This window comes from Pelistega suis, from assembly GCF_013133795.1.
Lineage (GTDB): Bacteria > Pseudomonadota > Gammaproteobacteria > Burkholderiales > Burkholderiaceae_B > Taylorella > Taylorella suis.
This window is the reverse complement of the sequence record NZ_JABGBN010000012.1, coordinates 1-23,951: the sequence shown is the minus strand read 5'-3', so window position 1 is coordinate 23,951 and position 23,951 is coordinate 1. Positions and strand designations below refer to the sequence as shown.

The 23,951-nt window shown below is 39.8% G+C and carries 25 protein-coding genes; 7 read left to right on the top strand and 18 right to left on the bottom strand.

The window, feature by feature from the left end:
* The 5 genes from dmpG to HKX39_RS10375 all read right to left on the bottom strand — a co-directional run.
* Positions 1 to 641, bottom strand: a 641-nt coding sequence (dmpG, locus tag HKX39_RS10395; RefSeq protein WP_171681263.1) for a 4-hydroxy-2-oxovalerate aldolase, incomplete at its 3' end; no start/stop codon positions are given.
* A 2-nt stretch (positions 642 to 643) separates the two neighbouring features.
* Complete coding sequence (locus HKX39_RS10390; RefSeq protein WP_171681205.1) at positions 644 to 1,588, bottom strand: acetaldehyde dehydrogenase (acetylating); 945 nt, start codon at positions 1,586 to 1,588, stop codon at positions 644 to 646.
* 16 nt (positions 1,589 to 1,604) lie between these two features.
* Positions 1,605 to 2,885: a TRAP transporter large permease gene (locus tag HKX39_RS10385; protein ID WP_171681262.1), complete on the bottom strand. Its 1,281-nt coding sequence runs from the start codon at positions 2,883 to 2,885 to the stop codon at positions 1,605 to 1,607.
* A gap of 1 nt (position 2,886) precedes the next feature.
* The gene (locus tag HKX39_RS10380; RefSeq protein WP_171681261.1) at positions 2,887 to 3,360 is read right to left on the bottom strand and encodes a TRAP transporter small permease; all 474 of its coding nucleotides are present in this window, start codon (positions 3,358 to 3,360) and stop codon (positions 2,887 to 2,889) included.
* 61 nt (positions 3,361 to 3,421) lie between these two features.
* The gene (locus HKX39_RS10375) at positions 3,422 to 4,411 is read right to left on the bottom strand and encodes a TRAP transporter substrate-binding protein (RefSeq protein WP_171681260.1); all 990 of its coding nucleotides are present in this window, start codon (positions 4,409 to 4,411) and stop codon (positions 3,422 to 3,424) included.
* Between the two features lie 193 nt (positions 4,412 to 4,604).
* Here HKX39_RS10375 and HKX39_RS10370 point away from each other — a divergent pair, with 193 nt between their 5' ends.
* Genes HKX39_RS10370 through gltS form a run of 3 tightly spaced genes read left to right on the top strand, consistent with a single transcriptional unit; the run spans position 4,605 to position 7,484 of the window.
* Complete coding sequence (locus tag HKX39_RS10370; RefSeq protein ID WP_171681259.1) at positions 4,605 to 5,324, top strand: IclR family transcriptional regulator; 720 nt, start codon at positions 4,605 to 4,607, stop codon at positions 5,322 to 5,324.
* 13 nt (positions 5,325 to 5,337) lie between these two features.
* Positions 5,338 to 6,279, top strand: a complete 942-nt coding sequence (hutG, locus tag HKX39_RS10365; protein ID WP_171681258.1) for a formimidoylglutamase — start codon at positions 5,338 to 5,340, stop codon at positions 6,277 to 6,279.
* A gap of 11 nt (positions 6,280 to 6,290) precedes the next feature.
* Positions 6,291 to 7,484, top strand: a complete 1,194-nt coding sequence (gltS, locus tag HKX39_RS10360) for a sodium/glutamate symporter (protein ID WP_171681257.1) — start codon at positions 6,291 to 6,293, stop codon at positions 7,482 to 7,484.
* A gap of 108 nt (positions 7,485 to 7,592) precedes the next feature.
* Here gltS and HKX39_RS10355 read toward each other — a convergent pair whose 3' ends face one another.
* The 4 genes from HKX39_RS10355 to HKX39_RS10340 all read right to left on the bottom strand — a co-directional run bounded on the left by HKX39_RS10355 (position 7,593) and on the right by HKX39_RS10340 (position 12,091).
* Positions 7,593 to 8,105, bottom strand: a complete 513-nt coding sequence (locus tag HKX39_RS10355) for a metallophosphoesterase (protein ID WP_171681256.1) — start codon at positions 8,103 to 8,105, stop codon at positions 7,593 to 7,595.
* 191 nt (positions 8,106 to 8,296) lie between these two features.
* Positions 8,297 to 9,796: an AbgT family transporter gene (locus tag HKX39_RS10350; RefSeq protein ID WP_171681255.1), complete on the bottom strand. Its 1,500-nt coding sequence runs from the start codon at positions 9,794 to 9,796 to the stop codon at positions 8,297 to 8,299.
* Positions 9,797 to 9,813: 17 nt separating this feature from the next.
* Positions 9,814 to 10,974 (bottom strand): M20 metallopeptidase family protein, encoded by a 1,161-nt coding sequence (locus HKX39_RS10345; RefSeq protein ID WP_171681254.1) that lies wholly within the window; start codon positions 10,972 to 10,974, stop codon positions 9,814 to 9,816.
* Between the two features lie 154 nt (positions 10,975 to 11,128).
* The gene (locus HKX39_RS10340) at positions 11,129 to 12,091 is read right to left on the bottom strand and encodes a Bug family tripartite tricarboxylate transporter substrate binding protein (protein WP_171681253.1); all 963 of its coding nucleotides are present in this window, start codon (positions 12,089 to 12,091) and stop codon (positions 11,129 to 11,131) included.
* A gap of 218 nt (positions 12,092 to 12,309) precedes the next feature.
* Between HKX39_RS10340 and HKX39_RS10335 the strand changes: the two genes are divergently transcribed.
* The 3 genes from HKX39_RS10335 to HKX39_RS10325 all read left to right on the top strand — a co-directional run bounded on the left by HKX39_RS10335 (position 12,310) and on the right by HKX39_RS10325 (position 13,192).
* The gene (locus HKX39_RS10335; RefSeq protein ID WP_171681252.1) at positions 12,310 to 12,588 is read left to right on the top strand and encodes a BrnT family toxin; all 279 of its coding nucleotides are present in this window, start codon (positions 12,310 to 12,312) and stop codon (positions 12,586 to 12,588) included.
* Positions 12,575 to 12,868, top strand: coding sequence for a BrnA antitoxin family protein (locus tag HKX39_RS10330; RefSeq protein WP_171681251.1), 294 nt, complete (start codon positions 12,575 to 12,577; stop codon positions 12,866 to 12,868). The genes HKX39_RS10335 and HKX39_RS10330 overlap by 14 nt, the downstream gene beginning before the upstream one ends.
* Before the next feature lie 81 nt (positions 12,869 to 12,949).
* The gene (locus tag HKX39_RS10325) at positions 12,950 to 13,192 is read left to right on the top strand and encodes a hypothetical protein (RefSeq protein WP_171681250.1); all 243 of its coding nucleotides are present in this window, start codon (positions 12,950 to 12,952) and stop codon (positions 13,190 to 13,192) included.
* Here HKX39_RS10325 and HKX39_RS10320 read toward each other — a convergent pair.
* From HKX39_RS10320 to HKX39_RS10280, 9 genes are read right to left on the bottom strand one after another with little or no spacing between them, the layout of a single operon-like run.
* A complete protein-coding gene (locus tag HKX39_RS10320) occupies positions 13,113 to 13,694 on the bottom strand; it encodes a peroxidase-related enzyme (RefSeq protein ID WP_171681249.1) in 582 nt (193 codons plus the stop codon). The two genes, HKX39_RS10325 and HKX39_RS10320, sit on opposite strands and share 80 nt — an antisense overlap.
* A 10-nt stretch (positions 13,695 to 13,704) precedes the next feature.
* On the bottom strand, positions 13,705 to 14,199 hold the full coding sequence (locus HKX39_RS10315; RefSeq protein WP_171681248.1) for a CMD domain-containing protein: 495 nt from the start codon (positions 14,197 to 14,199) through the stop codon (positions 13,705 to 13,707).
* A 25-nt stretch (positions 14,200 to 14,224) separates the two neighbouring features.
* Positions 14,225 to 15,511, bottom strand: a complete 1,287-nt coding sequence (locus tag HKX39_RS10310) for an acyl-CoA thioester hydrolase/BAAT C-terminal domain-containing protein (RefSeq protein ID WP_171681247.1) — start codon at positions 15,509 to 15,511, stop codon at positions 14,225 to 14,227.
* A gap of 5 nt (positions 15,512 to 15,516) precedes the next feature.
* Complete coding sequence (locus HKX39_RS10305; protein WP_171681246.1) at positions 15,517 to 17,079, bottom strand: ABC transporter substrate-binding protein; 1,563 nt, start codon at positions 17,077 to 17,079, stop codon at positions 15,517 to 15,519.
* A 51-nt stretch (positions 17,080 to 17,130) separates the two neighbouring features.
* Positions 17,131 to 18,135 (bottom strand): ABC transporter ATP-binding protein, encoded by a 1,005-nt coding sequence (locus HKX39_RS10300; RefSeq protein ID WP_171681245.1) that lies wholly within the window; start codon positions 18,133 to 18,135, stop codon positions 17,131 to 17,133.
* A complete protein-coding gene (locus HKX39_RS10295) occupies positions 18,132 to 19,130 on the bottom strand; it encodes an ABC transporter ATP-binding protein (RefSeq protein ID WP_171681244.1) in 999 nt (332 codons plus the stop codon). The genes HKX39_RS10300 and HKX39_RS10295 overlap by 4 nt, the downstream gene beginning before the upstream one ends.
* Entirely contained in the window at positions 19,130 to 20,023 is an 894-nt protein-coding gene (locus HKX39_RS10290; protein ID WP_171681243.1) for an ABC transporter permease, read from the bottom strand. Before HKX39_RS10290 ends, HKX39_RS10295 begins: the two co-directional genes overlap by 1 nt.
* Positions 20,020 to 20,994, bottom strand: coding sequence for an ABC transporter permease (locus HKX39_RS10285; RefSeq protein WP_171681242.1), 975 nt, complete (start codon positions 20,992 to 20,994; stop codon positions 20,020 to 20,022). The genes HKX39_RS10290 and HKX39_RS10285 overlap by 4 nt, the downstream gene beginning before the upstream one ends.
* Positions 20,994 to 22,442, bottom strand: a complete 1,449-nt coding sequence (locus HKX39_RS10280; RefSeq protein ID WP_171681241.1) for an NAD(P)-binding domain-containing protein — start codon at positions 22,440 to 22,442, stop codon at positions 20,994 to 20,996. Before HKX39_RS10280 ends, HKX39_RS10285 begins: the two co-directional genes overlap by 1 nt.
* A gap of 217 nt (positions 22,443 to 22,659) precedes the next feature.
* Between HKX39_RS10280 and HKX39_RS10275 the strand changes: the two genes are divergently transcribed.
* Positions 22,660 to 23,652, top strand: a complete 993-nt coding sequence (locus tag HKX39_RS10275) for a Bug family tripartite tricarboxylate transporter substrate binding protein (RefSeq protein ID WP_171681240.1) — start codon at positions 22,660 to 22,662, stop codon at positions 23,650 to 23,652.
* Positions 23,653 to 23,951 lie beyond the last annotated feature (299 nt).

The window sequence follows — 23,951 nt, the reverse complement described above, 5'->3', positions numbered from 1 at the left end:
ACTAAACTATTGGCAACTCCTAGACTTAAATTGTGATGTGCGTGAATACCAATCTGTGTTTCTGGTTTTAACACTTCTCTAAACGCTTTAACGCGATCGGCAATATCATACATATTCATAGCACCGCCTGAATCCACGACATAGACCGTTTCTGCACCATAGCTTTCCATCTTCTTGGCTTCTTGAGCAAGTTTCTCTGGAGAGTTCATATGACTCATCATTAAAAAACCTACCGTATCCATACCTAATTTACGTGCATATTCAATATGCTGCTTAGAGACATCCGCCTCGGTTGAATGCGTCGCTACTCGCACGACACGAGCACCCGCATTATACGCTTCGTGCAAATCCTCAATCGTACCAATCCCCGGTAAAATTAAGGTGGCAATCTTAGCGCGTTTAACCACACTCGCTACGGCCTCAATCCACTCTAAATCGGTATGCGCCCCAAAACCATAGTTAAAGCTTGAACCTTTTAAACCATCGCCATGCGCTACCTCAATACTATCTACACCAGCGGCATCTAACGCTGTAGCAATTTGCTTAGCTTGCTCAATTGAGTATTGGTGACGAATAGCATGCATACCATCACGTAAGGTTACATCTGAAATATAAATTTTTTTATCTTTAGAAAAGCTCATGATTACACCTCACCTGCCACTAATTTTTCTGCTAACTGCTCTGCTACCTTCATACCTGCACTCGTCATAATATCTAAATTGCCGGCATACTCTGGTAAATAGAATCCCGCCCCAGTCACTTCAAGGAAAACGGATACCTTTTTGACCTCTTGTGAATCCGTACCTGGAATAAGTCCTGGCTTAGCCAAGCGGATATTCTCAAACTGTGGTTCTTGCTTTAATACATAACCCGGTACATATTTTTGAACCTCTTTCACCATGTTCTTAATAGAGGCCGCAATCGCTGCTTCATCCGCCTCTTGGGAGACACAGCAATACACCGTATCACGCATCACCAAGGGTGGCTCCGCAGGGTTTAAAATAATAATTGCTTTACCATTTTTAGCACCGCCCACCTGGACAATCGCTTTAGAGGTTGTTTCGGTAAATTCATCAATATTCGCTCGCGTACCAGGACCCGCAGACTTGCTCGAAATAGAGGCAATAATTTCTGCGTAATATACTTCTGTACATTGTGATACGGCATTGACCATCGGAATCGTCGCTTGTCCACCACACGTCACCATATTAATATTCGGTGCATCTAAATGCGCCTGCATATTGACAACAGGTACAACATAAGGACCAATCGCTGCTGGCGTTAAATCAACCACCTTAATACCATAACTCTGTAACACTTCATTATGCTTATGATGAGCGCCTGCACTCGTCGCATCAAACACAATCTTGATATCTTTAAAGACATCCAATTTCACTAAACCATCGATACCTTCTGCTGTCGTCGCAATGCCTCGTTTACGTGCACGCTCCAACCCCTCTGAAGCCGGATCAATCCCAACCAAGGCCAATAACTCTAAACTCTCTGATTGACGTAAAATCTTATACATCAAGTCACATCCAATATTTCCTGAACCAATAATGGCTACACCAACTTTTTGTGTACTCATATGATTTTCCTACAAACTACGCAACAAATTTTAGTAAAAACAAAGAAAGACTAGGAATGTACGTAATAACTAACAAAGCAAAAATCATTGCTAATAAAAACGGTAATACCCCAATAGTTACTTCCTCTAAGCGTGCATTACCTACTCTAGACCCTACAAATAAATTGACTCCAACAGGGGGGGAAATCATACCAATTGCTAGATTAACAATCATAATAATGCCAAAATGCACGGGATCTACACCGACCTTTAATACTACTGGCAACAGAATGGGCACTAAGATAATGATTGCCGCCAATGTCTCCATAAACATACCAACAAATAGCAATAACAAATTAATCAGCAACAAAATAATGACGGGATTATCTGACAACTGGACGATATAATCAGCAATTTCAAAAGGAATTCTTTCTACTGCTAGAATTCGCCCAAAAATCGTTGCTGTCCCCACAATTAAAATAATCGTTGCTGAGGTCAATGCAGAATCTACTAATACTTTATAAAGGGATACTAAATTTAATTCTTTATATACAAAAAAACCAACAAGAAAACCATAAATAACGCCAATGGCTGCAGCTTCAGTCGGAGTAAATACTCCACCATAAATCCCCCCTAGAATAATAATTGGTGCTAATAATGCTAACTTAGCATCCCAAATTGCTTGCCATTTCTGATGCCAAGAAAATTTTTCTGTTGTTCCTATATAGTTTTCTTTTTTTGCCTTCAGGTAAGCTACTATCATTAAGACAACACCGATAAAAAGACCCGGTATGATACCTGCTACAAACATCTGCATAATTGAAACATTTGCAGATACAGCATAAATAATCATCGGAATACTCGGTGGAATAATAATGCCTAAACTTCCTGCTGATGCTAGCATCCCAATAGAATATCCCTTGTTATAATTTGCCTTAGCCATAGCAGGTAATAGTAATCCCCCAATAGCAGCAACAGTCGCGGGACCCGACCCGGAAATAGCGGCAAAAAACATACATGTTACAATACCTATTAATGCTAAACCTCCTGTATAACGACCAAAAAAAACATTGGCCATATCCAATAACCGTTTAGATAAACCTCCATGCCCCATTAAGTTACCGGCTAGAATAAAAAACGGAACTGCCATCAAAGGAAACGAATCAATTGCAGTAACTAGCCCTTGAGGAATAGCGCTAGGCTTAACAACTCCACTATAGAAAATAGTAAGTGCTGCTGATAACCCTAACGAAACAGCGATTGGAACGCTCAGCAAAAGAAAAAAAAGAAAACTTCCAAATAATAAAAAAGTTACCATACTAGCCCACCCTCTTTATAGCCTTTACTTCACCATAAATAGCTTGTAATAATCGAATAACGCTTAAACCGAAGCCCACCAATGGCGCCATATAAACATATGCCATAGAAATCCCTAAGGAAGAAGACCTCTGATTAAACTTCAAAATTCTTTCAACCAAAGTGTAACCTTCTACAATGACAATATAGGCAAATACAATAACAATTAGATAAACCAAAATATTGACGTAACGCTGATAATTTTGGGATAGTTTTGTAATTAAAAAATCAACTCTAATATGTACAGAATGCTTAAAACCTGCAGCAACACCAATATAGGTAGCCCAAATAAAGAAATATCTTGCCAGCTCCTCAGACCATGTTAAAGAGTCATTAAGGAAGTAACGCATAAATACTTGTATGCCGATTAAAAGCGTCATTCCCGACAACAAAACAGCCAATAGAATTTCTTCTAAGTAATCATTTAATACTTTCATAGATTAAATCCAAAGGGATGAAAAACTCATCCCTTTTTTTCTCGCTTTAAGCTTTCATCACCTACTTATTAATTTCCGCAATAATTTTATCTACAATTGCAGGCCCAATTTTCTTCTTCACCATTTCATGAATCGCAGGCATTTTTGATGAAAATTGGTTTAACTCTTCGGCTGTCAACTTAGTAATTTTGACCTCAGGCATATTAGCAATTGCATTCTCATCCGCTTTTAATGCTAAATCTCGTTGATAGTTTGCTGTTGCTTTTACAACTTCATCAAATACTTTTTTATCTTCCGAAGAGAATGAATCATAGACCTCTGGATTAATCATTAATGGCCAAGGAGAATAAACGTGATTAGTGACAGAAATATACTTCTGAACCTCATTAAACTTCATATCATAAAATAAATTAATAGGTCCTTCTTGTGCCTCAAATGTTCCTTGCTGCAATGCGGTAAATAATTCACCAAATGCTAATGGAGATGGGTTAGCTCCCAAGGCTTTCCATGCTGCAATATGCACCTCATTTTCCATGGTGCGCATCTTAATCCCTGCCAAATCAGCAGGAGTACGGATTTCTTTTTTGTTGTTTGTTAACTGTCTAAAACCATTTTCCCAAAAAGCTAGACCTTTAATACCCACTTTATCTAAACTACCTAACAGACTCTGACCAATTTCTCCATCAAGAACACGATAAACACTTGCTCGATCTTTAAAAAGAAAAGGAATATCAAGCGCAAAAAACTCTGGGTTAAAATTGCCTAATACAGCAGATGAAACAAATGCCATATCAACATTACCTAATTGAATACTCTCAACCAACTCTCTCTCACTGCCTAACTGAGATGCAGGGAAAATTTCCAAGGTAATACGTCCATCAGTCTTTTGTTTAAGTTCATTATTCATAAACTCAAAAGCTTTTTGCCCAGTACTTGTAATAGCTGAGGCATGTGCCGCTTTCAAGACAACATTTTTTGCAATAGCAATCGGACTTAGTGTAAAACCCGCTACCGTTACTCCTAATAAAGTAATAAATTGTTTAAGTTTCATAAATATATCTCCTACCAACAGATTAAAAATAAAAACTATTTGTTACAATTATACTTAAAACACCACCCGAAAATCATCATTGAAAACCCTATAAAATTCTTATTTTTTTGATATTTTTCTCATTTTTCGAGAAACACATTTTTATCTTTTCCCATTTTCCAATATGATATAAAAATTACAAAAGGTAACCAAAATGGAAAAAGATAATAGACTGCTAGCTATTCTTAGCTATATTCATAGCAATGAATCCCCTAAAAGTGCTAAAGAAATTAGTAGTACCTTACATATCCCATTATCAACTGTTTATCGAACTATAAGAACCTTAAAAGACTGGGGGTTCATTACTGATGCTCACAAAACAGATGGTTTCGTATCTGGACCAACATCTTATAGTGCATCTTTACAATTTCAACGCTATAGCATGATGAGCAATGCTTTTTCTACTTTTTTAAAATTACTAGTTAGCGAGACTAAAGAAACAGCTGCGATTATCGTACCCACTCCGCATCACACACTATGTGTTGCCTTAGAGGAAAGTCCATCTTTACTAAAATGCTCTTTCTCATTAGGTAGTAAACAGTCCTTAACTAAAGGAGCTAGCGCAAAAACTATTCTTGCCTTTCAAGATAAAGAGACTACGCAATTACTTTTAAAACAATTCGCTTTAGATAAAAACTTATCTTTTCAAGAAGAACTCGCTCACATTAAAACAAATGGATACGGGATAAGCATAGGTGAAATTGATACTGACGTTTGGGGGGTTTCATTCCCTATCTTTAAGAAAAGTGAGCTTTTGGCCGTACTTACCACTATGGCACCTTATTATCGAGCGCAAATGCATGCTCATCAACTAATTTCTGCCACACAAAAACAAGCTACTCATATTAATGATTTTTTATCACATTCCTACTGAAGGAGTCATATCGATGAAGAACCCTTTTCAATGGACAGGACGTTTTGATGGAGAAGGCAAAGAACATCAGCGTTTATTTCAAGTCATCCAGCCTTTCAACTCTCAAACAAAAGGCTCATGTCTTATTGGTTTTTCGTCAGATGAAGGAGTGTCCCGCAACAAAGGAAGAGTTGGCGCATACCATGCTCCTGATTTAATCCGAACTCAACTGGCTAGTTTTCCTTTACATCATGAAATAACACTCTGTGATGCAGGAAATATTAGCTGCGACGACAAAAACTTAGAAAAAGCACAAAACAATCTCGGTGACTACGTGCTTAAATGCTTAAAACAAGGGATTACTCCTATCATATTAGGAGGAGGTCATGAAGTCGCTTATGGGTCATTTCAAGGTTCATCTCAATTTGCTAGAGAAAATAATAAACGTATCGGTATTATTAACTTTGACGCCCACTTTGATTTAAGAGAAGACGCTCAAGCAACTTCTGGCACGCCATTCTATCAAGCATATAAACTTTCTAAGCAAAACCATCAAGATTTCCGTTATCTATGCTTAGGTATAGCACGACAATCTAATACTGCGATATTGTTCGAACGAGCTAATAAGCTAAATGTAGACTATGTGATGGACTATGAAATGGATTTCTCAACTATTTCATCCATAAAACATAAACTAGCACAATTTCTCAAAGAGGTGGATATTGTTCACCTCAGCATTGATTTAGATGTCTTTCCACAATCACAAGCACCTGGAGTAAGTGCCCCAGCGCCATACGGTGTCGATTACAAGATAATTTTCCCACTGCTGCAATATCTTTTTGAGTCAGGTAAGACCGCATTATTAGAGATTGCAGAATACAACCCGTTGTTTGATCGAGACAATCAAACGGCTAAACTCGCTGCCCACATCATATATGAATATGTTCACGGCATTTCTAAAAAATCAACAACTTAAAAGGTGTCATTATGTCCTTTCAATTTGATGCATTAAGTACCTTATTATTGGCATTACTCTGCTTATTACTTGGTATCTATTTAAAAAGCAAAATTCCATTTTTTGAAAAATTTTGTATTCCCGCCCCTGTCATAGGTGGTTTCTCAGCCAGTATTATTATTTGGCTTTTATATCTCAGCAATGTAGAAATCAAATTCGACACTGCCTTACAAGGCCCTTTAATGATTGCTTTCTTCACCACTGTAGGTATTGGGGGCAGCTATAAATTATTAAAAACAGGCGGTAAAGCACTAATTGTCTATTTACTAGTTTGCTGGTTTGTCGCCCTATATCAAAACGCTCTTGGTGCGTGGCTAGCATCTTTATTGGATATCCACCCCGTGCTTGGCGTAATGGCCGGTGCTGTTTCTCTAGAAGGCGGTCATGGTGCAGCAGCTGCTTTTGGTAAAGTAGCCGAAGGCTTAGGCGTAGATAATGCCACTTCAGTCGCTATTTCTGCAGCAACATTTGGTTTAATTGCTGGCAGTCTACTCGGTGGACCTATTGCAAACTATCTCATCCAAAAACATAAAGTGACTATTCAGGCTGAAGAAATTAAAGTTGATAATGCCCCTCTATCAAAAACGGGAGTTATCAATACAACTAACTTCATCCGTTCATTGGCTCTCATTGTTATCATCATGGTAATTGGTCTATATTTGTCTGGAGTATTTACAGATAAAACAGGCTTTGCTCTCCCTAGTTATGTTGGAGCAATGTTTGTTGCTATTGTTTTCCGCAATATTAATGACTCAATTAAAGTTGTAGAGATTAAACAAGAAACTATTGACTTAATTGCTGATGTTTCTCTCGGTATTTTCCTAACTATGGCAATGATGAATATGAAAATCTGGCAAATCACATCTGTTGCCCTACCACTACTCATCATATTATTACTGCAAGTCTTAGCACTAATTGCTCTTACTGTTTTTGTTGTATTCCGCCTATTAGGAAAAAACTACGATGCTGCTGTTATGTGCGGAGGCTTAATTGGACACGGCTTAGGAGCAACACCAAACGCTATTGCAAACATGTCATCTGTCACTGAAAAATACAAAGTCTTTTCACCGAAGGCTTTCCTTATTATTCCGTTATGCGGTGCTGTTCTTATCGATATTGTTGCTTTACCATGGCATACTTGGATGATTAACTTCTTTACAAAATAATCATTCCTAAAAAATTCTACGTAAATACCTCCATAGTTTTCAATATCAAATCTATGGGGGTATCTATTTCTCAAAATATTAAAGATCTATATCTTTCTGATATCTACCTTAATCAATCAGTTTCCCACCTTCATGAAAAGGATACGGTCCTTCATAGTCATTAACATAGGCAATATAAGATAAAACTTCTACATTGGGTTGATGAACATAAATCTTGTAAGCTGGAGGTTCTAGATTCCAGCATGAAGCCGCATCAGGTGAAATATCAAGTACAACTTGATGTGCAACAGATGGTGTAGTTGAAGCAATTGCACCAGCAAAACCCATATCAATAGCACGATGCAAATGCCCACAAATCACTCGTTTTACTTGGGCATTATCCTTTACCAAGTCATGCAAACGATTACCACCATAAGCTAACGATATCTTATCCATATGACCAATCAGCGTTTGAAAAGGAGGATGATGCATCGCGATGATAGTAGTTTCGTCTGCATATTGACGCAAAGTTTTTTCCAGCCAATTTAATTGCTCTTCAGATAGACCACCAAAATGCTTATCTTTTATGGTGGTATCTAATGCAATTAAGCGAACCTCTCCTATTTTGACGGTATAGTACAATGCCCCTTCTGGATTTTGCTGTAAGTAGGTATGCTCAGGAAATTCATGACATTATTGGTATTATGTAACAAGAGAGTTTCCTTTTTGTTTATTTAAAAGATTCGCACCTCTTATTCAAACGGGAAACTCTCTTTTTTGCAACTCATTTGTCAGAGTTGGTCTAAACTTCTACTCATTAATTTATAAAAAATTTATAAATTCGGATATACCCCCGGTCCTAAAGGCCAACCAGCCGCTACCCAAACTAATAATAGAACTAACCAAACTACCAAGAAACTAATTGAGATGGGTAACATAATAGACATCAATGAGCCGATGCCTAAATCTTTCTTATAACGTTGCATGTAAACTAAACAAACAGAAAAATAAGGACTCATCGGTGAAATAATATTTGTTGTTGAGTCACCAATCTTATACATAGCCAACGTAAAGGCAGGATGATAGTCGACTAACATCAACATAGGAACAAAGATAGGTGCCATTAGTGACCATTGTGCTGAACCACTTGTCATGAAAATATTCATAATAGCGCTCATTACCACGAAAACAACCATCATGGCATATCCTGTCAATTGCGTATGTTCTAAGAAAATAGATCCTTGAATAGCAATGTATTGACCTAAACTCGACCAATTGAAGTAAGCAATAAATTGTGCAATTACAAAGAATAAAACAAGCGTGGTAGCAAGCTCCTTAACTGCATCAACCATAAAAGCAGGAATATCCGCAAGCTTTTTAATTTTCCCTACTGTCTTACCATAAGTAATACCAACGGTCATAAAGAAACCAAACAATATAGGTACAAATGCTTTCAAAAATGGCGATGGAACTAAACCACCTTGAGGATTACGCAAAGGCGATGTACTTGGTAGAATAAGAATCAATAAAAGACCAACAAAAATAATCGCTGCCCATAAAGTATTTTTTAATCCTTTTTTCTCCAAATCAGATAATTGGTGGGGAGGCTCTACTTTGACATCAGCATCAACAGCTAACGTACGCTGCAAACGTGGCTCAATCACTTTATCGACAATAAATGTACCTAAAATTGCCAAAACAATCACTGATACAACAGCGAAATAATAATTATCCAATGGACTCACATAAAAATTAGGATCAATTAGACGAGCCGCTTCAGTCGTTAAGCCTGAAAATAATGCATCACTCGTCGTAATCAATAGACTCACGTCAAATCCCGCACCCGCAGCACCGTAAGCAGCTGCTGCTCCTGCAATGGGATGCCGTCCGAGCGAATGGTAAATCATCGCGACAAGAGGAATTAAAATAATATAGTTTGCATCTGAAGCAATACTACCTGTAATACCAACTACAAACACAGTAAAAGTTAAAAACGGTTTAGGTACTTTACTTACACTACCCTGAATCAGTACCGGTAACAAACCTACTTTATCGGCCAGACCAATACCAAACATGGCGACAATAATAATTCCCAGTGGAGGAAACTTTACAAAGTTATCCACCATACTAGTAAAAATGAATTGAATACCTGCTGTCGATAACAAGCTTTTAATCGCAACTTCAGCTCCTGTCTTGGGATTAATGGCACTCATCTCCAATCCAGACATAATAGCCGTTACTAAAATCACAATGAGGGATAAGCTAACAAATAGAAAAAAGGGATGCGGCAGTCGATTCCCTACTCGTTCTACAAAACTTAAAAATTTATCCATGAACAACTAACTCCTTATCAATTCTGAATTCCACAATAATGCTGAGCAAGTCCGACAAATACACCCGCAGCTGTGCTCAAAATATCATCGTTAAAGTTATATTTTTCATTATGTAAATAAGCACAATCCGTACCATTACCGATGAAAAAGAAACAGCCTGGTACTTTTTCTAGATAAAAAGCAAAATCTTCTGCTCCCATCGTTGGCATATAATCTAATTTTTCAATAGCATGATTAGGCATCACTTTTCTAGCTGCCTCCAAGACAACATCCGCATAAGCAGGTGGATTACACAGCGGGGGGACAGAGTGCTTAGCCGTCATCGTATATTCAGCACCAAAAGCTAAACAATTACCTTTAACAATATTTTCCAGTCTTCCTGCCAATTGTTCACGACTCTCTGGTGAGTCACTACGAATATTAATCGTTAATTCAGCAGTTTCTGGGATAACATTATCAGCACTTCCTGCATGGAACTTGCTAACCGTAATAACACCATGTTTAAGCGGAGACTTACTACGTCCAACTAAACCTTGTGTCTGTTGCACAATATTTGCTGCAATATAAATAGGATCATTGGCTAAATGAGGCATAGCCGAATGACCCGCCTTACCTTTAATGACCACATCAAAGGTATCATTACCTCCCATCGCACTATTCGGTTTTACAAAAATAAGATTACTCGCAAAACCGGGACGATTATGATAACCAAAAACCGCTTCTACCTTTGGATTCTCTAAAACTCCCTCTCGAACCATTTTTTCGGCACCATTACCACCCTCCTCTGCTGGCTGAAAAATTAACTTAATCGTTCCGTGTAAAGACTCTTTATGTCGTGCTAGCCAATGTGCAGCTAATAATAATGTTGCCGTATGCCCGTCATGCCCACAAGCATGCATCTTACCTTCATGCTTAGACGCATAAGATAGACCTGTTTTTTCCAAAATAGGGAGTGCATCCATATCAGCTCTGAAAGCAATGCATGGACCTGGTTGCTTACCTTCTAACAATCCAACAACTCCAGTACCAGCAATTCCTGTTTGAACCTGATACCCTAAATTTTCTAAGACTTGTCGAACAATCTCAGACGTTCGACTCTCTTCATATTTCAACTCAGGATGTTGATGAATATCTCTTCTTAATTGAGTGACATATTCAATCTCTTCTTTAGTGAACATACTTCTCTCCCATTTGAAGATTAAAATTGATGCGATGCACAAAAATGGACCATAAAAATAGGCTAAATATCCAATTATTTTGTTATTAGATGCTTAGCCTATGAAATTATTATTGTTACAATTGTAATTTAATTTATTTCAATTGTTAACTATTTTATTTCCCCTCTACCAAATTTGTCTTCTTCACCAAATCACCCCAAAACTCAAACTCTGCTTTCGCACGTTTTCCTAACTCTACAGCCCCTACAAACTCAACATCAGCACCTAATCCTTTTAACTTTTCCTGAAATACAGCATCTTGCATAATCTTCTGTATTTCCGTATTTAATCGTTGCACCACACTCTCTGGGATATCTTTCTGAGCATACAAGGAAAACCATGATGAAATCTGTAAGTCGGGCAAATCTACCTCTGAAGCAGATGGAACATTCGGCAAAGAAGCCAACCGTTGTGATGCTGTTACGACTAAAGGCTTAATCGCCCCCGAATCAATATGTGAAATCAGTGGTGGCGGTGTCGTCAACAAGAAATCAATATGCCCTGCTAATAAGTCTGTCAGCGCAGGCCCTGCTCCTGCATACGGAATATTTGTCGTTTTAATATTTGCCGTATAGTTTAATAGCTCAGCACTCACGTGATGTAAAGAACCATTACCACTAGAACCATAATTTAATTTGTTTGGATTTGCCTTGGCATAATCAACAAACTCTTTCATCGTCTTTACAGGCAAATCTTTTTTAACCACCAATACTTGTGGCGCAGAAACAATCTGAGCAATCGGGGTAAAGTCCTTAATCGGATCCCAATTTACCTTCATAAAATGAGGTGTAATCAGATGAAAACCCGAATATTGCATGAGTAAAGTATGTCCATCAGATTTACTCTTAAATAAATGCTGTACAGCGATATTACCAGCGGCACCGCCTTTATTCTCCACAACAATAGGTTGTCCTAAAGCCTTACTTAATGGTTCTGCCAACATTCGTGCAGCTATGTCTGCTGTTCCCCCTGGCGATGCAGGTACAATAATACTTATCGGCTTATTGGGGAAGTCCTCTACAGCATATGCCGCCGATATTGAACACATAAAAGCAGCGATGATACTTTTAATTCGCATTTAAACTATTCTCCCGTTTATTTCTATATAGTCAAGATAGAAGATAAAGAAGTTATTACTTTTTTAATATCCGAATTTGCCCTAATAAGCGTGTTCTTATCTTCCCCTAGGACACTTTCATCCTACCCCTATATGCTCCTCATCTTCTTCTCGCTAAGATAGTCATTCATCATTGACGAATTTATTTTTTATAACTACAATAATTGGAGATAGTCATTATGATTACGCTTGACGAGATAGAATATGACCATCAAAAAAACCTTCGAAATTTTGAAAAGCACGGTATTTATCTGACAGAGGTTATTCATTTCGAATGGGAATCCTCAATTGATAAGCCCGATGATCGAAAAAACTATTTTGAAAATAGACGAATTTCTATAGGCTATATTAAACATAGGCTACACGTTCTTGTCTATGTTAAACGATTAACTAAAATTAGAGTGATTAGCTTACGAAAGGCTAATAACCGTGAGGAGAAAAAATATGCCGCCGCTTAAACCCACTCATATTAGTCCAACCGATGAAGAAGATGCTGCAATTACCGCTGCAGCGATGGCTGACCCCGATACTTTTCATCCTACCGAGGAAAACCTTGCTAAAGCAGTATTCAAACCATTCCGCGGTCGCCCCGTCGGTTCAGGACAAAAGCAACAACTCACTGTCCGCTTTGACACAGATGTCGTGACTGCTTTTCGTACGCTAGGAAAGGGCTGGCAAACCAAAATGAACAATGCATTAAAAGATTGGTTATTACACAATGACCCATCAAAACTTTAAAAGATAGCATCCAAGAACGTGAACCCTTTTATGCTATCTTTAGTTATTTTACAAAAAGTTAATTCAATATAAGGAAAAAATATGCCACCGCTTAAATCCAATCATATTAGTCCAACCGATGAAGAAGACGCAGCCATTACTGCTGCAGCGATGGCTGACCCCGATACTTTCCATCCCACTGAAGAAAACCTAGCTCGCTTAAGTCAGATGAAACCTTACCGCGTTAGTATTCGCAGTCGTCCAATTATTTCTCCGGATGCACCGCCTCGCCCAAGTTCAACATCAAGCGATTCGCCCAGCCAAAAATGGCGACAGAATGAATAAGGTCTAAAATCTCTTTATTCTCTAATCCTAGAGTTTTTAGCTCTTGAATTCGTGCTTCACTAAATGAGGATGGGTTCTCGGTCAATTCGGTGGCTAATCGAATAATGGCTTTATCACGCTCACTATCACCCGCGGTGGCTGGATTATCAAAAATATCAGCCACAATTTGATGACGTTTTGCCAATTGTTCAAAACGTTGTGCATGTACAGAGGCACAATAAACACACCCATTAATACGAGAAACCGTCAACGCACCTAACTCACGGTCGGCACGTGTCAAACCACCTGGGGCATACATGATGGCATTATAAGTGGTTGAGCGATGTTCTAGAATCTCTGGCTCATGGACAAGCAGCAAATAATAATCCGAGGTCTTGGCTTGGGGATGACTTGCCTCTAAAACCTCTATTTGTTTGGGAGTTGCCTTTTCTACATCGACCACATCTAACCATGCTTTCCAGCCCAGCATAGCATTGGTAAAACCATTTTTTTCAATTGTCATCTTGCTCTCCCTATACCAGTTTTGCCATGGCTTTTAGTCCTGCTGCCAAGCGCAATTGATAAGATAAAAAGGCAATCAACTGGCTTAGTGCAACGATATCATGAGTAGCGATACCGGCTTTCTTTAAAATTAAAACAGCGTCTTTATCTCCTTCTACAGGCTTTAAGCTTAATTTCTGCGTAAAGCGTAGGACTTCAGTAAGCACTTTATCTTCTAGCTGATTAAACTCACCCGCTACAATCAGATCTAACTCTTCAGCGCTCAAGCCTGATTGTTCTGCCAAAGCACGATAATGCTGTTCAAACTCGACACTACCCGCCAGACGACTACTGAATACCGCTACGGCATAACGCCATGTTAGCGGTACAGTGAGCTTGTCGCTAAACAAGGCGTCATAACTATCTTGTGTTCCTTTAACAATTTTTTCTCTAAATTGTCTTACTTGGTATAAAGGGCTATCTACCGCAATACCCAAGACTTGATTAATGATATCTACTTGTGTCATATCTCTATCTTTGATTAAAAACGTTTTAGCAAATGTTGGTACAATCCCTTAAAAACATCACTACATCAGCCCATGCTTGTTGATTAGCCTTGGCATTGGCATACATATTCCCTCCTTGTGTACTGAGTCGTTTTGACACAGGATGGGTATGAACGATTTGAGTGGTTGGTAAATAAGGAAATACAATCGTATGACCTGCTTCTGCATGGTCACTCCAACGGTATATATAGGGATAATGGTGTTGTGCTAAGGTATCCATCACCATCTGGCTATACCATTGCGATGGCCAAGCGCCGTCATCTTCTGCTGAAATCAATAAAATCGGGCAGCGACAATCTTCTACACGAATTCTCGCTCTTGCAACAGCCTCACTATCCTGCAAGGCCGTCTTAATCGCTAATTCATGGCGGTGTGGAGGTTCACCTTCATCAAAGGGAGCCCACGTGGCGGTTTTATTATTTTCCCAGACATGTGGGATAGGTTTACCCTCTAATAACCAAGCATAGCCCTCTCTCCCCAACTTAGGGTCAGCGGCATTTTGCGCACTATGCACGACAGCACCTGGTACAAAGGCGATGACCGCAGAGATTTTTTCAGGGAAAAGGCTAGCTAGTAATAAGACCAACTCTCCGCCTCGTGATTGTCCGCTTAAGGCAACAAAATCATCTTTAGGTGAATAATGCGTCCGTAACCAATCTATCCCTTTCACAAAATACTCCAGTGGCGTATGTGAAATGTAATCCGATAAACCTGGTGCTTTAAAATACGCAAGCGCAAAAGCGATATAACCATGTGCCGCATAGAGTGCTGCTCGCGGCTCATTAATACCACCACCTGAACCGTTTAAAACGATAATGGCTGGATAGGCTTTTTTTGCTTTAGGTTTAAACAATGTACCCACTAAACCATTGTCTCTCACTTCGATACGCTCTGTTTCTGTGGTACACAGTATCTGAATCATCTCCCCTTGTGCTAACAAGGTCTCTTTTTGATAGACAAAAATCTTGGTGATAAGATGCTGGGTGACATCATCAGGAAATACATTGCTCTGTGGGGAATCAGGGACTTGAGAAAAAATAAGCCCCATACCATCAACGCCTTGATAGTCACCACGGATAGGTGCATCACGAGAAGTATCCACCACACCCTCATTATCCGCGACAAACACAGCTTGACTACGCCAATAAATACCTTGTCCTCTTTGAGTTTCGGTATGTAGACTAAGTTCTGTACCCGCCTTTAATCCACATACACGGATATGGCGAGGGATATCAATTAAGGCCTTTACCGGCGTAATATCAAGCTTTACCATAGCGACTACTCTTTAGTGACCATGACAGGCACGGTGCGATCTGAACTTAAGGGTTTAACTACTAAGCCTTTTTTCGCTGCCCAGATATTTTTGTAATGGAATAAAGGAATAATACCCACATCCTCTGAAACCACTTGAGCTGCTTCACGCATAAAGCCTTCACGTTTAGCTTGGTCAAATTCCTTAGTCGTCTGAGCTAATAATTGATCAAAACGCTCACTGCTATAGCGACCCCAGTTAGAAGCGCCCAGACCTTTTTCTGGATTAACTGTCGCCAGAATACTCACCATACCATAGCTAGCTTCACCCGTACCATTCCCCCAAGCAATCACACTCATCGCATAGTTGTTTTTCTTAGCCTCACCAGAATACACGGCCCATGGCACGACTTGTACTTCTGTTTTCACACCGATACGCGTCCAGAATTGTGCAACTGCTTGTACTGTTTCAGGTGCTAAAGGATAACGGTCTGTTGGCACATGAACGGTTAACTTAAATCCTTCTGGATAGCCTGCCTCAGCAAGTAATGCCTTAGCTTTTGCTGCATCAAAAGCGATGTCTTGAATCTCTGGGTTATAGCCAATTGAGCCCTTAGGCATCCATTGGTTAGCTACCGTCACGCCGTTTTGTAAAATGCGACTAGCCACTGCCTCACGATTAATTGCCAATGATAACGCTTGACGTACTTTTACATCCAATAATGGATTTTTATCTAAAGGTTTACCCGCATTATCGGTAATGTATTGGTTAGGATTTGGATTAAAACTTGGTTGCAATACTAATACTCGTAAACCGTTATAAGCATAGACACTCACCTTATCGTTTTTCTCTAATGCTGGTAAATCTGAGACAGAAACTTTATCAATCACATCCACATCACCAGCTAACAAAGCTGCTGTACGAGAAGCGGCATTAGCGGTGTAACGATAATCCACTTTATCCCAAAACACTTTTTCACCCCAATAATTTGGATTGGCTTTGGCAATAAAACCTTTACCCGGTGTATAGGTATCTAAAACATAAGGACCTGTACCTACTAAAGCTTTACCAGAGTTAAAGTCTTCGCTTGTCGCTCCCTCAACCACTTTCTTATTCACAATCGGTACAGAAGCCAAGTTTAGTGGTAAGTTTGGATTAGGGATATTTGTTTTGAATTCTAATGTTTGAGCATCTTTAGCTGTTACGCTTTCAATCGTACGAACATAGCTAGTAAAAGGTGCGACAGAACCAGGTACTTTACGGGCACGCTCGATAGAGAAAATAATATCCTCTGCGGTTACCGCTTCACCATTACTCCATTTCACACTTGGACGTAAAGTAAAGTGCCAGGTATTTTCATCAATATTTTTCCATTCTGTTGCTAAGCTTGGTAATAACTTGTTGTAGTAATTACTCACTAACATATCAAAGAAAAATAAGCCTGCAGAACGGTCTCCAGCGAAGTTGTTTAATTGAGGATCTAAAGAAGACAGATTATCTGCAAAAGCGATTTTTAATTCTTCCGCTTGCGCTGTCGAGCCAATCGCTAATAAGCTAGCGGCCAATACACTTAATACTTGTTTTTTCATCATCATTTCCTTATTTCAAATATAAATTATTCAGTCTTAATTTTGACTCTGTTACAACCCATCATTTAAATGACAGGCACTAAAATGTTTAATCGCAATTTCTTTTAATACCGGTGCTTCCTGTCGACATCGATCTGTCGCTCGTGAACATCTCGGATGAAAATGACATCCTGTGGGGGGATTCAGTGGGCTAGGGATTTCCCCTTTTAATGCGGTAAAGATTTTTTTACGCTCATGCATCTTTGGCATTTCTGCCAATAATGCTTGCGTATAAGGGTGGTTAGCTCTTTTATAAATTTCTTCGACTGGCGCAGACTCAATGACACGCCCCAAATACATAATCACCACTCTATCAGCAAAATGCTCTACTACACCTAAATCATGACTAATAAAGAGATAGGTCAGTGATAATTGCTCTCGTAAATCCATAAAGAGATTCAGAATCTGAGCTTGAATGGACACGTCTAGTGCGGCAACCGCTTCATCACATACGAGCATTTCGGGTTGTACGGCTAAGGCACGTGCAATACCAATACGCTGACGCTGTCCACCACTAAATTGATGAGGAAAACGAAAGCGGAAACTCGCATTTAAGCCAGCTCTTTCCAACTGCTCTGCCACATAATGGTCCCGTTCTTTTTTACTCACCAAACCATGGATATACGCAGATTCGCCAACAATATCTTGTACACGCATCCGTGGATTTAAACTAGCATAAGGATCCTGAAAAACCATCTGCACAGTTAGTTTTGCCTTGCTTAATGCTTCACCCTGTAAGCGATGTAAGTCTTGTCCATGAATGAGTACTTGTCCACTACTCGGTTTAATAATGCCCGCTGCCATACGGCCTAGCGTTGATTTACCGCACCCCGACTCACCGACAAGACCAACGACCTCACCTTTGGCAATCACCAAGTCAACATCGTTTACTGCCTTAGTCACCGCAGTAGGCTGAACTAAGCCTAGGCGTTGTAAGCTTTGATGCAGAAAACCTTGTTTATCTTGTCCAAAGGTTTTCACCACATGATTTAAATGCAATAAAGGCGTTGTTGTCATATCGCCCCTCCTACCTCAACAATATGTGCCGCATTCGGGAAAAAGCATCGCACCGAATGTTCACCAATCAACTTCTGTAATTCAGGTGCTTGTTTGCACTGGTCTGTCGCTCTAGGGCACCGCGTTGAAAAAGCACAACCTGGTGGCAAATGGAGTAAATGCGGTGTAATACCCGGTATTTGAGTTAAACGTTTACCTCGCTCATTATTCATAGGTAAACTTTGGATAAGACCGACGGTATAAGGATGTTGAGGATTATCTAACACCTCATCAACCGTTCCTTGTTCGACTATCTTACCGGCATACATCACGGCTAAATGATCTGCCAAACCGGCCACGACGGACAAGTCATGCGTAATCCAAATCAATGCCGTACCATAGTGCTGCGAAAGCTTTTGGACTTCCGATAGAATCTGGGCTTGAATAGAAACATCCAATGCCGTCGTAGGCTCATCCGCAATAATTAAATCTGGCTTTAAGAGCAAAGCGATTGCAATCGCCACTCGCTGACGCATCCCGCCTGATAACTGATGAGGATAAGCGCTTAATCGTGTCTCTGGACTTGGAATACCCATTTGACCCAGCATATCTCTCGCTCGTTCCCATGCTTGTTGCTTTGATACATTTTTTTCATGTGCTTGAATGGTTTCAATCATCTGTGTATCAATACGCAATACAGGATTCAAGGTCATCATCGGATCTTGGAAAATCATCGCCATACGATTACCACGTAACGCGCGCATCTGCTTAGGGTTATATTGACGTAAGTCTTCACCATTAAATAGAATCTGACCCCCTACGACTTGCCCTGGTTTATCAATCAATCCCATAATCGAAAAACCCGTCACCGATTTACCAGAGCCAGATTCTCCTACCAAACCGAGAATTTGCCCTTTTTCCAGACGTAATGACACATCATTTACGACATCTATCGTTCCTTCCTTGGTGACAAATTGTATGTGAAGATGCCGTACATCTAACAAAATTTCACTCATTACTGCCCCCTCGGATTGAACACTTCTCTTAAACGATCACTGACTAAATTCAGAGACATAATCGTCAATAGCAGGGCAATACCTGGAAATAAACTAATCCAATACTGTCCCGAAAGAATAAATTGATAACCATTAGAAATTAATAATCCTAACGAGGGTTCTGTCACAGGCACACCCAAGCCTAAAAAACTCATCGTTGCTTCTAAAGTAATTGCTCGTGCCACTTGTAAGGCTGCAATCACAATCAATGGTGGCAAACAATTCGGTAAGATATGACGTAGCATGACTCGCCATGTTGGAATATCCAGATTTAACGCCGCTTCGACATATTCTTTTTGACGCTCAGCTAAAGCTTGTCCTCTTGCTGTCCGTGCATAATATGCCCACTCCAAAATGACTAAGGTGAGAATGACATTACTAATTCCTTTGCCTAAATACGCCAAAATCATCATGGCAATGAGAATAGAAGGAAAAGACAGCATCAAATCGACAATGCGCATAATGACGGCATCTACTTTTCCACCAAAATAGGCAGAGATAACGCCAATAATCGTTCCAATCACGCTAGCTAATAAAGCAGAACCTAACCCCACAAACAAGCTAATCCGTAAACCGTACAAAATAGCCGAATACAAATCTCGACCCTGTCCATCTGTCCCTAGCCAGTAGGTAAAGGTGTCACTACCATTACGTGAGCCAGGCTCTAAGCGTGCATCGAGAATATCTAATTGCAATAAATCATAAGGATTCTGAGGTGTTAATAAAGGAGCAAAAATAGCCCCCAAAAACAGTAAGCCAGCAATCACAAAACCAATAGTCGCCAATTTGGAGGAAAAAAAGGCTGCGGTCCACTCTTTTAGCAAGGAGGGCTTATCCATCTTTATCTGACTCATAGCTGTTTCTCCAAGCGAACGCGAGGGTCTAAGATACGATAAGTAATATCGACTAGCAAATTAATGGTGACAAATACACAAACGACGACAATAAGGTAAGCTAAAATAACCGGTCTATCCAAACCATTGATACTATCAAGAATTAATTTACCTGCTCCAGGCCAAGAGAAAATACTTTCTGTCACGACTGCCCCTGCAATGGTTGAGCCTAACTCTAAGCCCAAGACGGTCGTCAATGGAATTAATATATTGCGTAAGACGTGTGTCGTGATAATTCTAAAACTCGACAAGCCCTTCGCTTTCGCAAACTTGATATAGTCCATCGGTAATACTTCTCTAACACCTGCATGAGTTAAACGAATCACCAAAGACACTTTAAACAACGCAAGATTAAATGCTGGCAATAATAAATGATAAAGACCATTCGCGGTTAAGAACGACCATTGCATCCCAAAGACTTCAACCGTTTGCCCACGTCCGCTAGCGGGTAACCATCCAAGCGATACACTAAAGGCGGTAATTAACATCAACCCTACCCAGAAAGTCGGTAAAGAAAAGCCCAAGATACTACCTGTCATAATCAAACGAGAAGGAAATCGATCAGGATAAAGCCCTGATATCAAACCTAACGGCACGCCAATCACAATAGCAATCAACATTGCCGCAAACGCCAACTCTAACGTGGCAGGAAAACGTTGTAGCACTAAATTAATCGCTGGTTCGTTATAAACAAAACTTTTACCTAAGTCTCCCTGTAATGCGGATTTGAGAAACATAAAGTATTGCTTCCATAAAGGCTGATCCAAACCCATTTGCGCAATAAGCAAAGCACGATCGCGTTGATCAGTATCTGGACCGATCAGAATATCAATAGGATTACCAATAGCATGTAAACCTATAAATACAATAAACGTCATGATGAGAACAACAAGTAGCGCTTGTACAATACGCTTCAATAACCAAACTGTCATTAACTAGTCCTTTGTGATGGAGGTAAGGCAGCTTGCCACTCATCACCGTCTAATTCTGGATCCGCATAGGCTTGTAATTGTGTATAATAACTGTCTACATCCTCTTTAAATAACGATGAAGCAATACCTTGAGCAATTGCTCTTGCTCCATCCGAAATGGCTGGAATGTCGCCAGATACTGTTCCATGAGAAGCGACGGCTGGATAGCTGAAACAATAAACATTGGATAAAACAGGTGCCACAACGCCTGCCTTTGCCTGAAATTCAAAAGATTTTCCTAAGTCAGGACAAGCAGATAATTCCTTATCATCCTCCCCTTCTGGGGCGGTAAATCTATCTCCCCATGTGCGGACTAGCGGCGCTATACGTGCATATTCTGGGCGTAGTGACCAATCAATTTTAAAACCAGTTGCCAAAAACAAGAAATCGACAGTAAAAACACCTTTACTCGTATGGATAGCAAGTTGTTGATTTGTGGTTGTTTCTAACTTTTCAATCGCACAATCCAGATTAAAAAATGCATTAGGATGCTGTGAAACGCGTAAGGTACTACCTTTTGGAGGAGGCACTTGAGCTTTATTGATATAGTGTCTAAAGTGCCACTTCCATTCATCAGGTAAGTCAGCATAACCATGCACTAGACCAGGGCTGCCTGCACCTTTGCCTTTATTAATGCGAGGAATATCTTTACGGCGAATTAGCATCTCTACCGAAGCGGCTCCTTCTTCTAATGCCGTTGCGGCACTATCCATGGCTGAAGCACCGGCACCAATCACAGCGACTTTTTTATTTTTTAATGTACTGTAATCAAATACATCTGAAGAATGTGCCCAATATTGGCGAGGAATATCATTAACAAAAGCAGGTAATGCAGCACCACCAAGACCATCACGACCAGTTGCCAAGATTAAACGTCTCGCCAAAATCTTTTGTACTGTCTGCTGATATTGCACAGTAAGTACTAAATAATTATCTTCATGTAACTCTACATCAAGCACCTGATGATTATTACGAATGTCAGGGGCGGTTACTTTACGATACCAACGTAAATAATCCATCCACTGCAAGCGAGGAATTTTATCCAACACGTCCCACGCTTCTTGACCAAACTGTGCCACATACCAAGCACGGAAAGTCAGTGAAGGGATACCTAAAGCAGGTCCTGTTAATTGCTTAGGTGAGCGTAATGTTTCCATTCTGGCTGTCGTCGCCCATGGTCCTTCGAAACCCTCTGGTGAACGATCGAGCAATAAGGATTTAATCCCTAAAAATTTCAGCGCTGCAGCGACAGTCAAACCGGCCATCCCTGCGCCAATAACCACAACATCATGTAATTGAGCATCACCAACATAACGGGGTTTAACCCAATCTTTCGCAGGAATTTCCAACAAAGATAATTCATGTTGTAAGTTTTTTTCTAATTGTGCTAACCCATTATTCATCGACATAATACTTCTCTTATTTCTATTATGAATAGAATTTAACCTTTATAAAACCTTAGAAGTTTAAATTATATTAATCGCATTTATTATAGTAATTTGAAATAAGCATATGCTAAGGGCAATCCCTCTCCTACAGTTTTATATTTTGTGCTACTATGCGGAATTAATTTTCAAAATATAAAGTTAAAAATTGCTTTCAATAATATTAAAAGGAGACTATACAATGAGAACATTACTCAAGTTATCACTCATCAGTAGTGCATTTTTAGGTTTAGCAGGGATGCATTCAAGCACCTTAGCGCAAGTCGATAATTTTCCCACTAAACCTATTACGCAAATTGTGCCATTTCCACCAGGCGGTTCTACGGATATTTCTTCTAGAATTCTTGCTGAAGCATTAGGTAAAGAACTCAAACAGACTATAGTTATTGAAAATAAATCAGGTGCCTCAGGTACTATCGGTATTAATCAATTAATTAGAAGTAATGCGGATGGACACACGATGGCAACCCTATCTGCCCCTGCTTTAACAGCACCGTATATCTTACCCTCAGTCTCTTATGACCCTAATAAAGATTTCAAAGCCGTTGGGATGTTTTATATCACCCCTATTGTTGTAACGGTCAATCCTAAGTATCAAAGCAAAATTACCGATTTAGCCTCTTTAATTGAAGCTAGCAAAAATAGTAAGGACGGTCTTAACTATACAACAGCAGGGGTTGGCAGCACAGCACATCTCACTATCGAAACCATTAAAAAAGATTTAGGCTTAAAACTCACCCATATTCCCTTTAGAGGAACAGCACCTGCGGTAACGGCATTGCTCGCTGGTGAAGTGGACTTCCTCTATGCTGAGGTAGCACCCGTATTGGGGCAAATCAAAGCAGGCAGTCTAAAGCCGATTGCTATTGGCACCTCAGAGCGCTTTGCACTTTTACCTGATGTACCTACCTTTAAAGAACAGAATATCACCACAGAAACATCCTTATCATGGGGTGGTATTGTCGTTCCTAAAGACACGCCCGATGATATCGTACAAAAGCTTTCTTCAAGTTTAAAAACGGTGATGGAAAACAAAGATATCCAAGAAAAGCTCAGTTCTGCGGGTTTACAACCACATTTTCAAGATTATGCTAAATTCCAACAAACGATTGCGACAGATAGTGGATTTTGGGCAAAGGTGATTAAGGAGAATGATTTAAAGCAGAAGGATTAGCGCCGACAAGGGCTGGCCAGAGAGCGACACAGCAGTGAAGGGTCGTTTTTAAAAGAAGAGGGTCAGCCGTTAAGATTGCTTAATACAACGGAGGGCGCGGTATTTGAGGGCTCTCTCCACTGATAGGCGAGGATTTTGACGGGTAGGGTATTATGGGCGTAGATAAAAAAATATCCGTAACAGTTTAGGATAGGCAATAAAAAAACCTCTCTAGGGATTATCTAGAGAGGTTTTTGATGTAATTAGCTTGACGATGCCCTACTTTCACAGGTGTCCACCCACTATCATCGGCGCAAAGG

Excerpts from the sequence above, each read along its gene's own strand:
- HKX39_RS10380 (WP_171681261.1), bottom strand. The coding sequence starts at position 3,360 with ATGAAAGTATTAAATGATTACTTAGAAGAAATTCTATTGGCTGTTTTG.
- hutG (WP_171681258.1), top strand. The coding sequence starts at position 5,338 with ATGAAGAACCCTTTTCAATGGACAGGACGTTTTGATGGAGAAGGCAAA.
- HKX39_RS10305 (WP_171681246.1), bottom strand. The coding sequence starts at position 17,079 with ATGAAAAAACAAGTATTAAGTGTATTGGCCGCTAGCTTATTAGCGATT.
- HKX39_RS10315 (WP_171681248.1), bottom strand. The coding sequence starts at position 14,199 with ATGACACAAGTAGATATCATTAATCAAGTCTTGGGTATTGCGGTAGAT.
- HKX39_RS10345 (WP_171681254.1), bottom strand. The coding sequence starts at position 10,974 with ATGTTCACTAAAGAAGAGATTGAATATGTCACTCAATTAAGAAGAGAT.
- HKX39_RS10350 (WP_171681255.1), bottom strand. The coding sequence starts at position 9,796 with ATGGATAAATTTTTAAGTTTTGTAGAACGAGTAGGGAATCGACTGCCG.
- HKX39_RS10385 (WP_171681262.1), bottom strand. The coding sequence starts at position 2,885 with ATGGTAACTTTTTTATTATTTGGAAGTTTTCTTTTTTTTCTTTTGCTG.
- HKX39_RS10295 (WP_171681244.1), bottom strand. The coding sequence starts at position 19,130 with ATGAGTGAAATTTTGTTAGATGTACGGCATCTTCACATACAATTTGTC.
- gltS (WP_171681257.1), top strand. The coding sequence starts at position 6,291 with ATGTCCTTTCAATTTGATGCATTAAGTACCTTATTATTGGCATTACTC.
- HKX39_RS10325 (WP_171681250.1), top strand. The coding sequence starts at position 12,950 with ATGCCACCGCTTAAATCCAATCATATTAGTCCAACCGATGAAGAAGAC.
- HKX39_RS10330 (WP_171681251.1), top strand. The coding sequence starts at position 12,575 with ATGCCGCCGCTTAAACCCACTCATATTAGTCCAACCGATGAAGAAGAT.
- HKX39_RS10280 (WP_171681241.1), bottom strand. The coding sequence starts at position 22,442 with ATGTCGATGAATAATGGGTTAGCACAATTAGAAAAAAACTTACAACAT.
- HKX39_RS10275 (WP_171681240.1), top strand. The coding sequence starts at position 22,660 with ATGAGAACATTACTCAAGTTATCACTCATCAGTAGTGCATTTTTAGGT.
- HKX39_RS10300 (WP_171681245.1), bottom strand. The coding sequence starts at position 18,135 with ATGACAACAACGCCTTTATTGCATTTAAATCATGTGGTGAAAACCTTT.
- HKX39_RS10375 (WP_171681260.1), bottom strand. The coding sequence starts at position 4,411 with ATGAAACTTAAACAATTTATTACTTTATTAGGAGTAACGGTAGCGGGT.
- HKX39_RS10340 (WP_171681253.1), bottom strand. The coding sequence starts at position 12,091 with ATGCGAATTAAAAGTATCATCGCTGCTTTTATGTGTTCAATATCGGCG.
- HKX39_RS10335 (WP_171681252.1), top strand. The coding sequence starts at position 12,310 with ATGATTACGCTTGACGAGATAGAATATGACCATCAAAAAAACCTTCGA.
- HKX39_RS10310 (WP_171681247.1), bottom strand. The coding sequence starts at position 15,511 with ATGGTAAAGCTTGATATTACGCCGGTAAAGGCCTTAATTGATATCCCT.
- HKX39_RS10320 (WP_171681249.1), bottom strand. The coding sequence starts at position 13,694 with ATGACAATTGAAAAAAATGGTTTTACCAATGCTATGCTGGGCTGGAAA.
- HKX39_RS10290 (WP_171681243.1), bottom strand. The coding sequence starts at position 20,023 with ATGAGTCAGATAAAGATGGATAAGCCCTCCTTGCTAAAAGAGTGGACC.
- HKX39_RS10390 (WP_171681205.1), bottom strand. The coding sequence starts at position 1,588 with ATGAGTACACAAAAAGTTGGTGTAGCCATTATTGGTTCAGGAAATATT.
- HKX39_RS10285 (WP_171681242.1), bottom strand. The coding sequence starts at position 20,994 with ATGACAGTTTGGTTATTGAAGCGTATTGTACAAGCGCTACTTGTTGTT.
- HKX39_RS10370 (WP_171681259.1), top strand. The coding sequence starts at position 4,605 with ATGGAAAAAGATAATAGACTGCTAGCTATTCTTAGCTATATTCATAGC.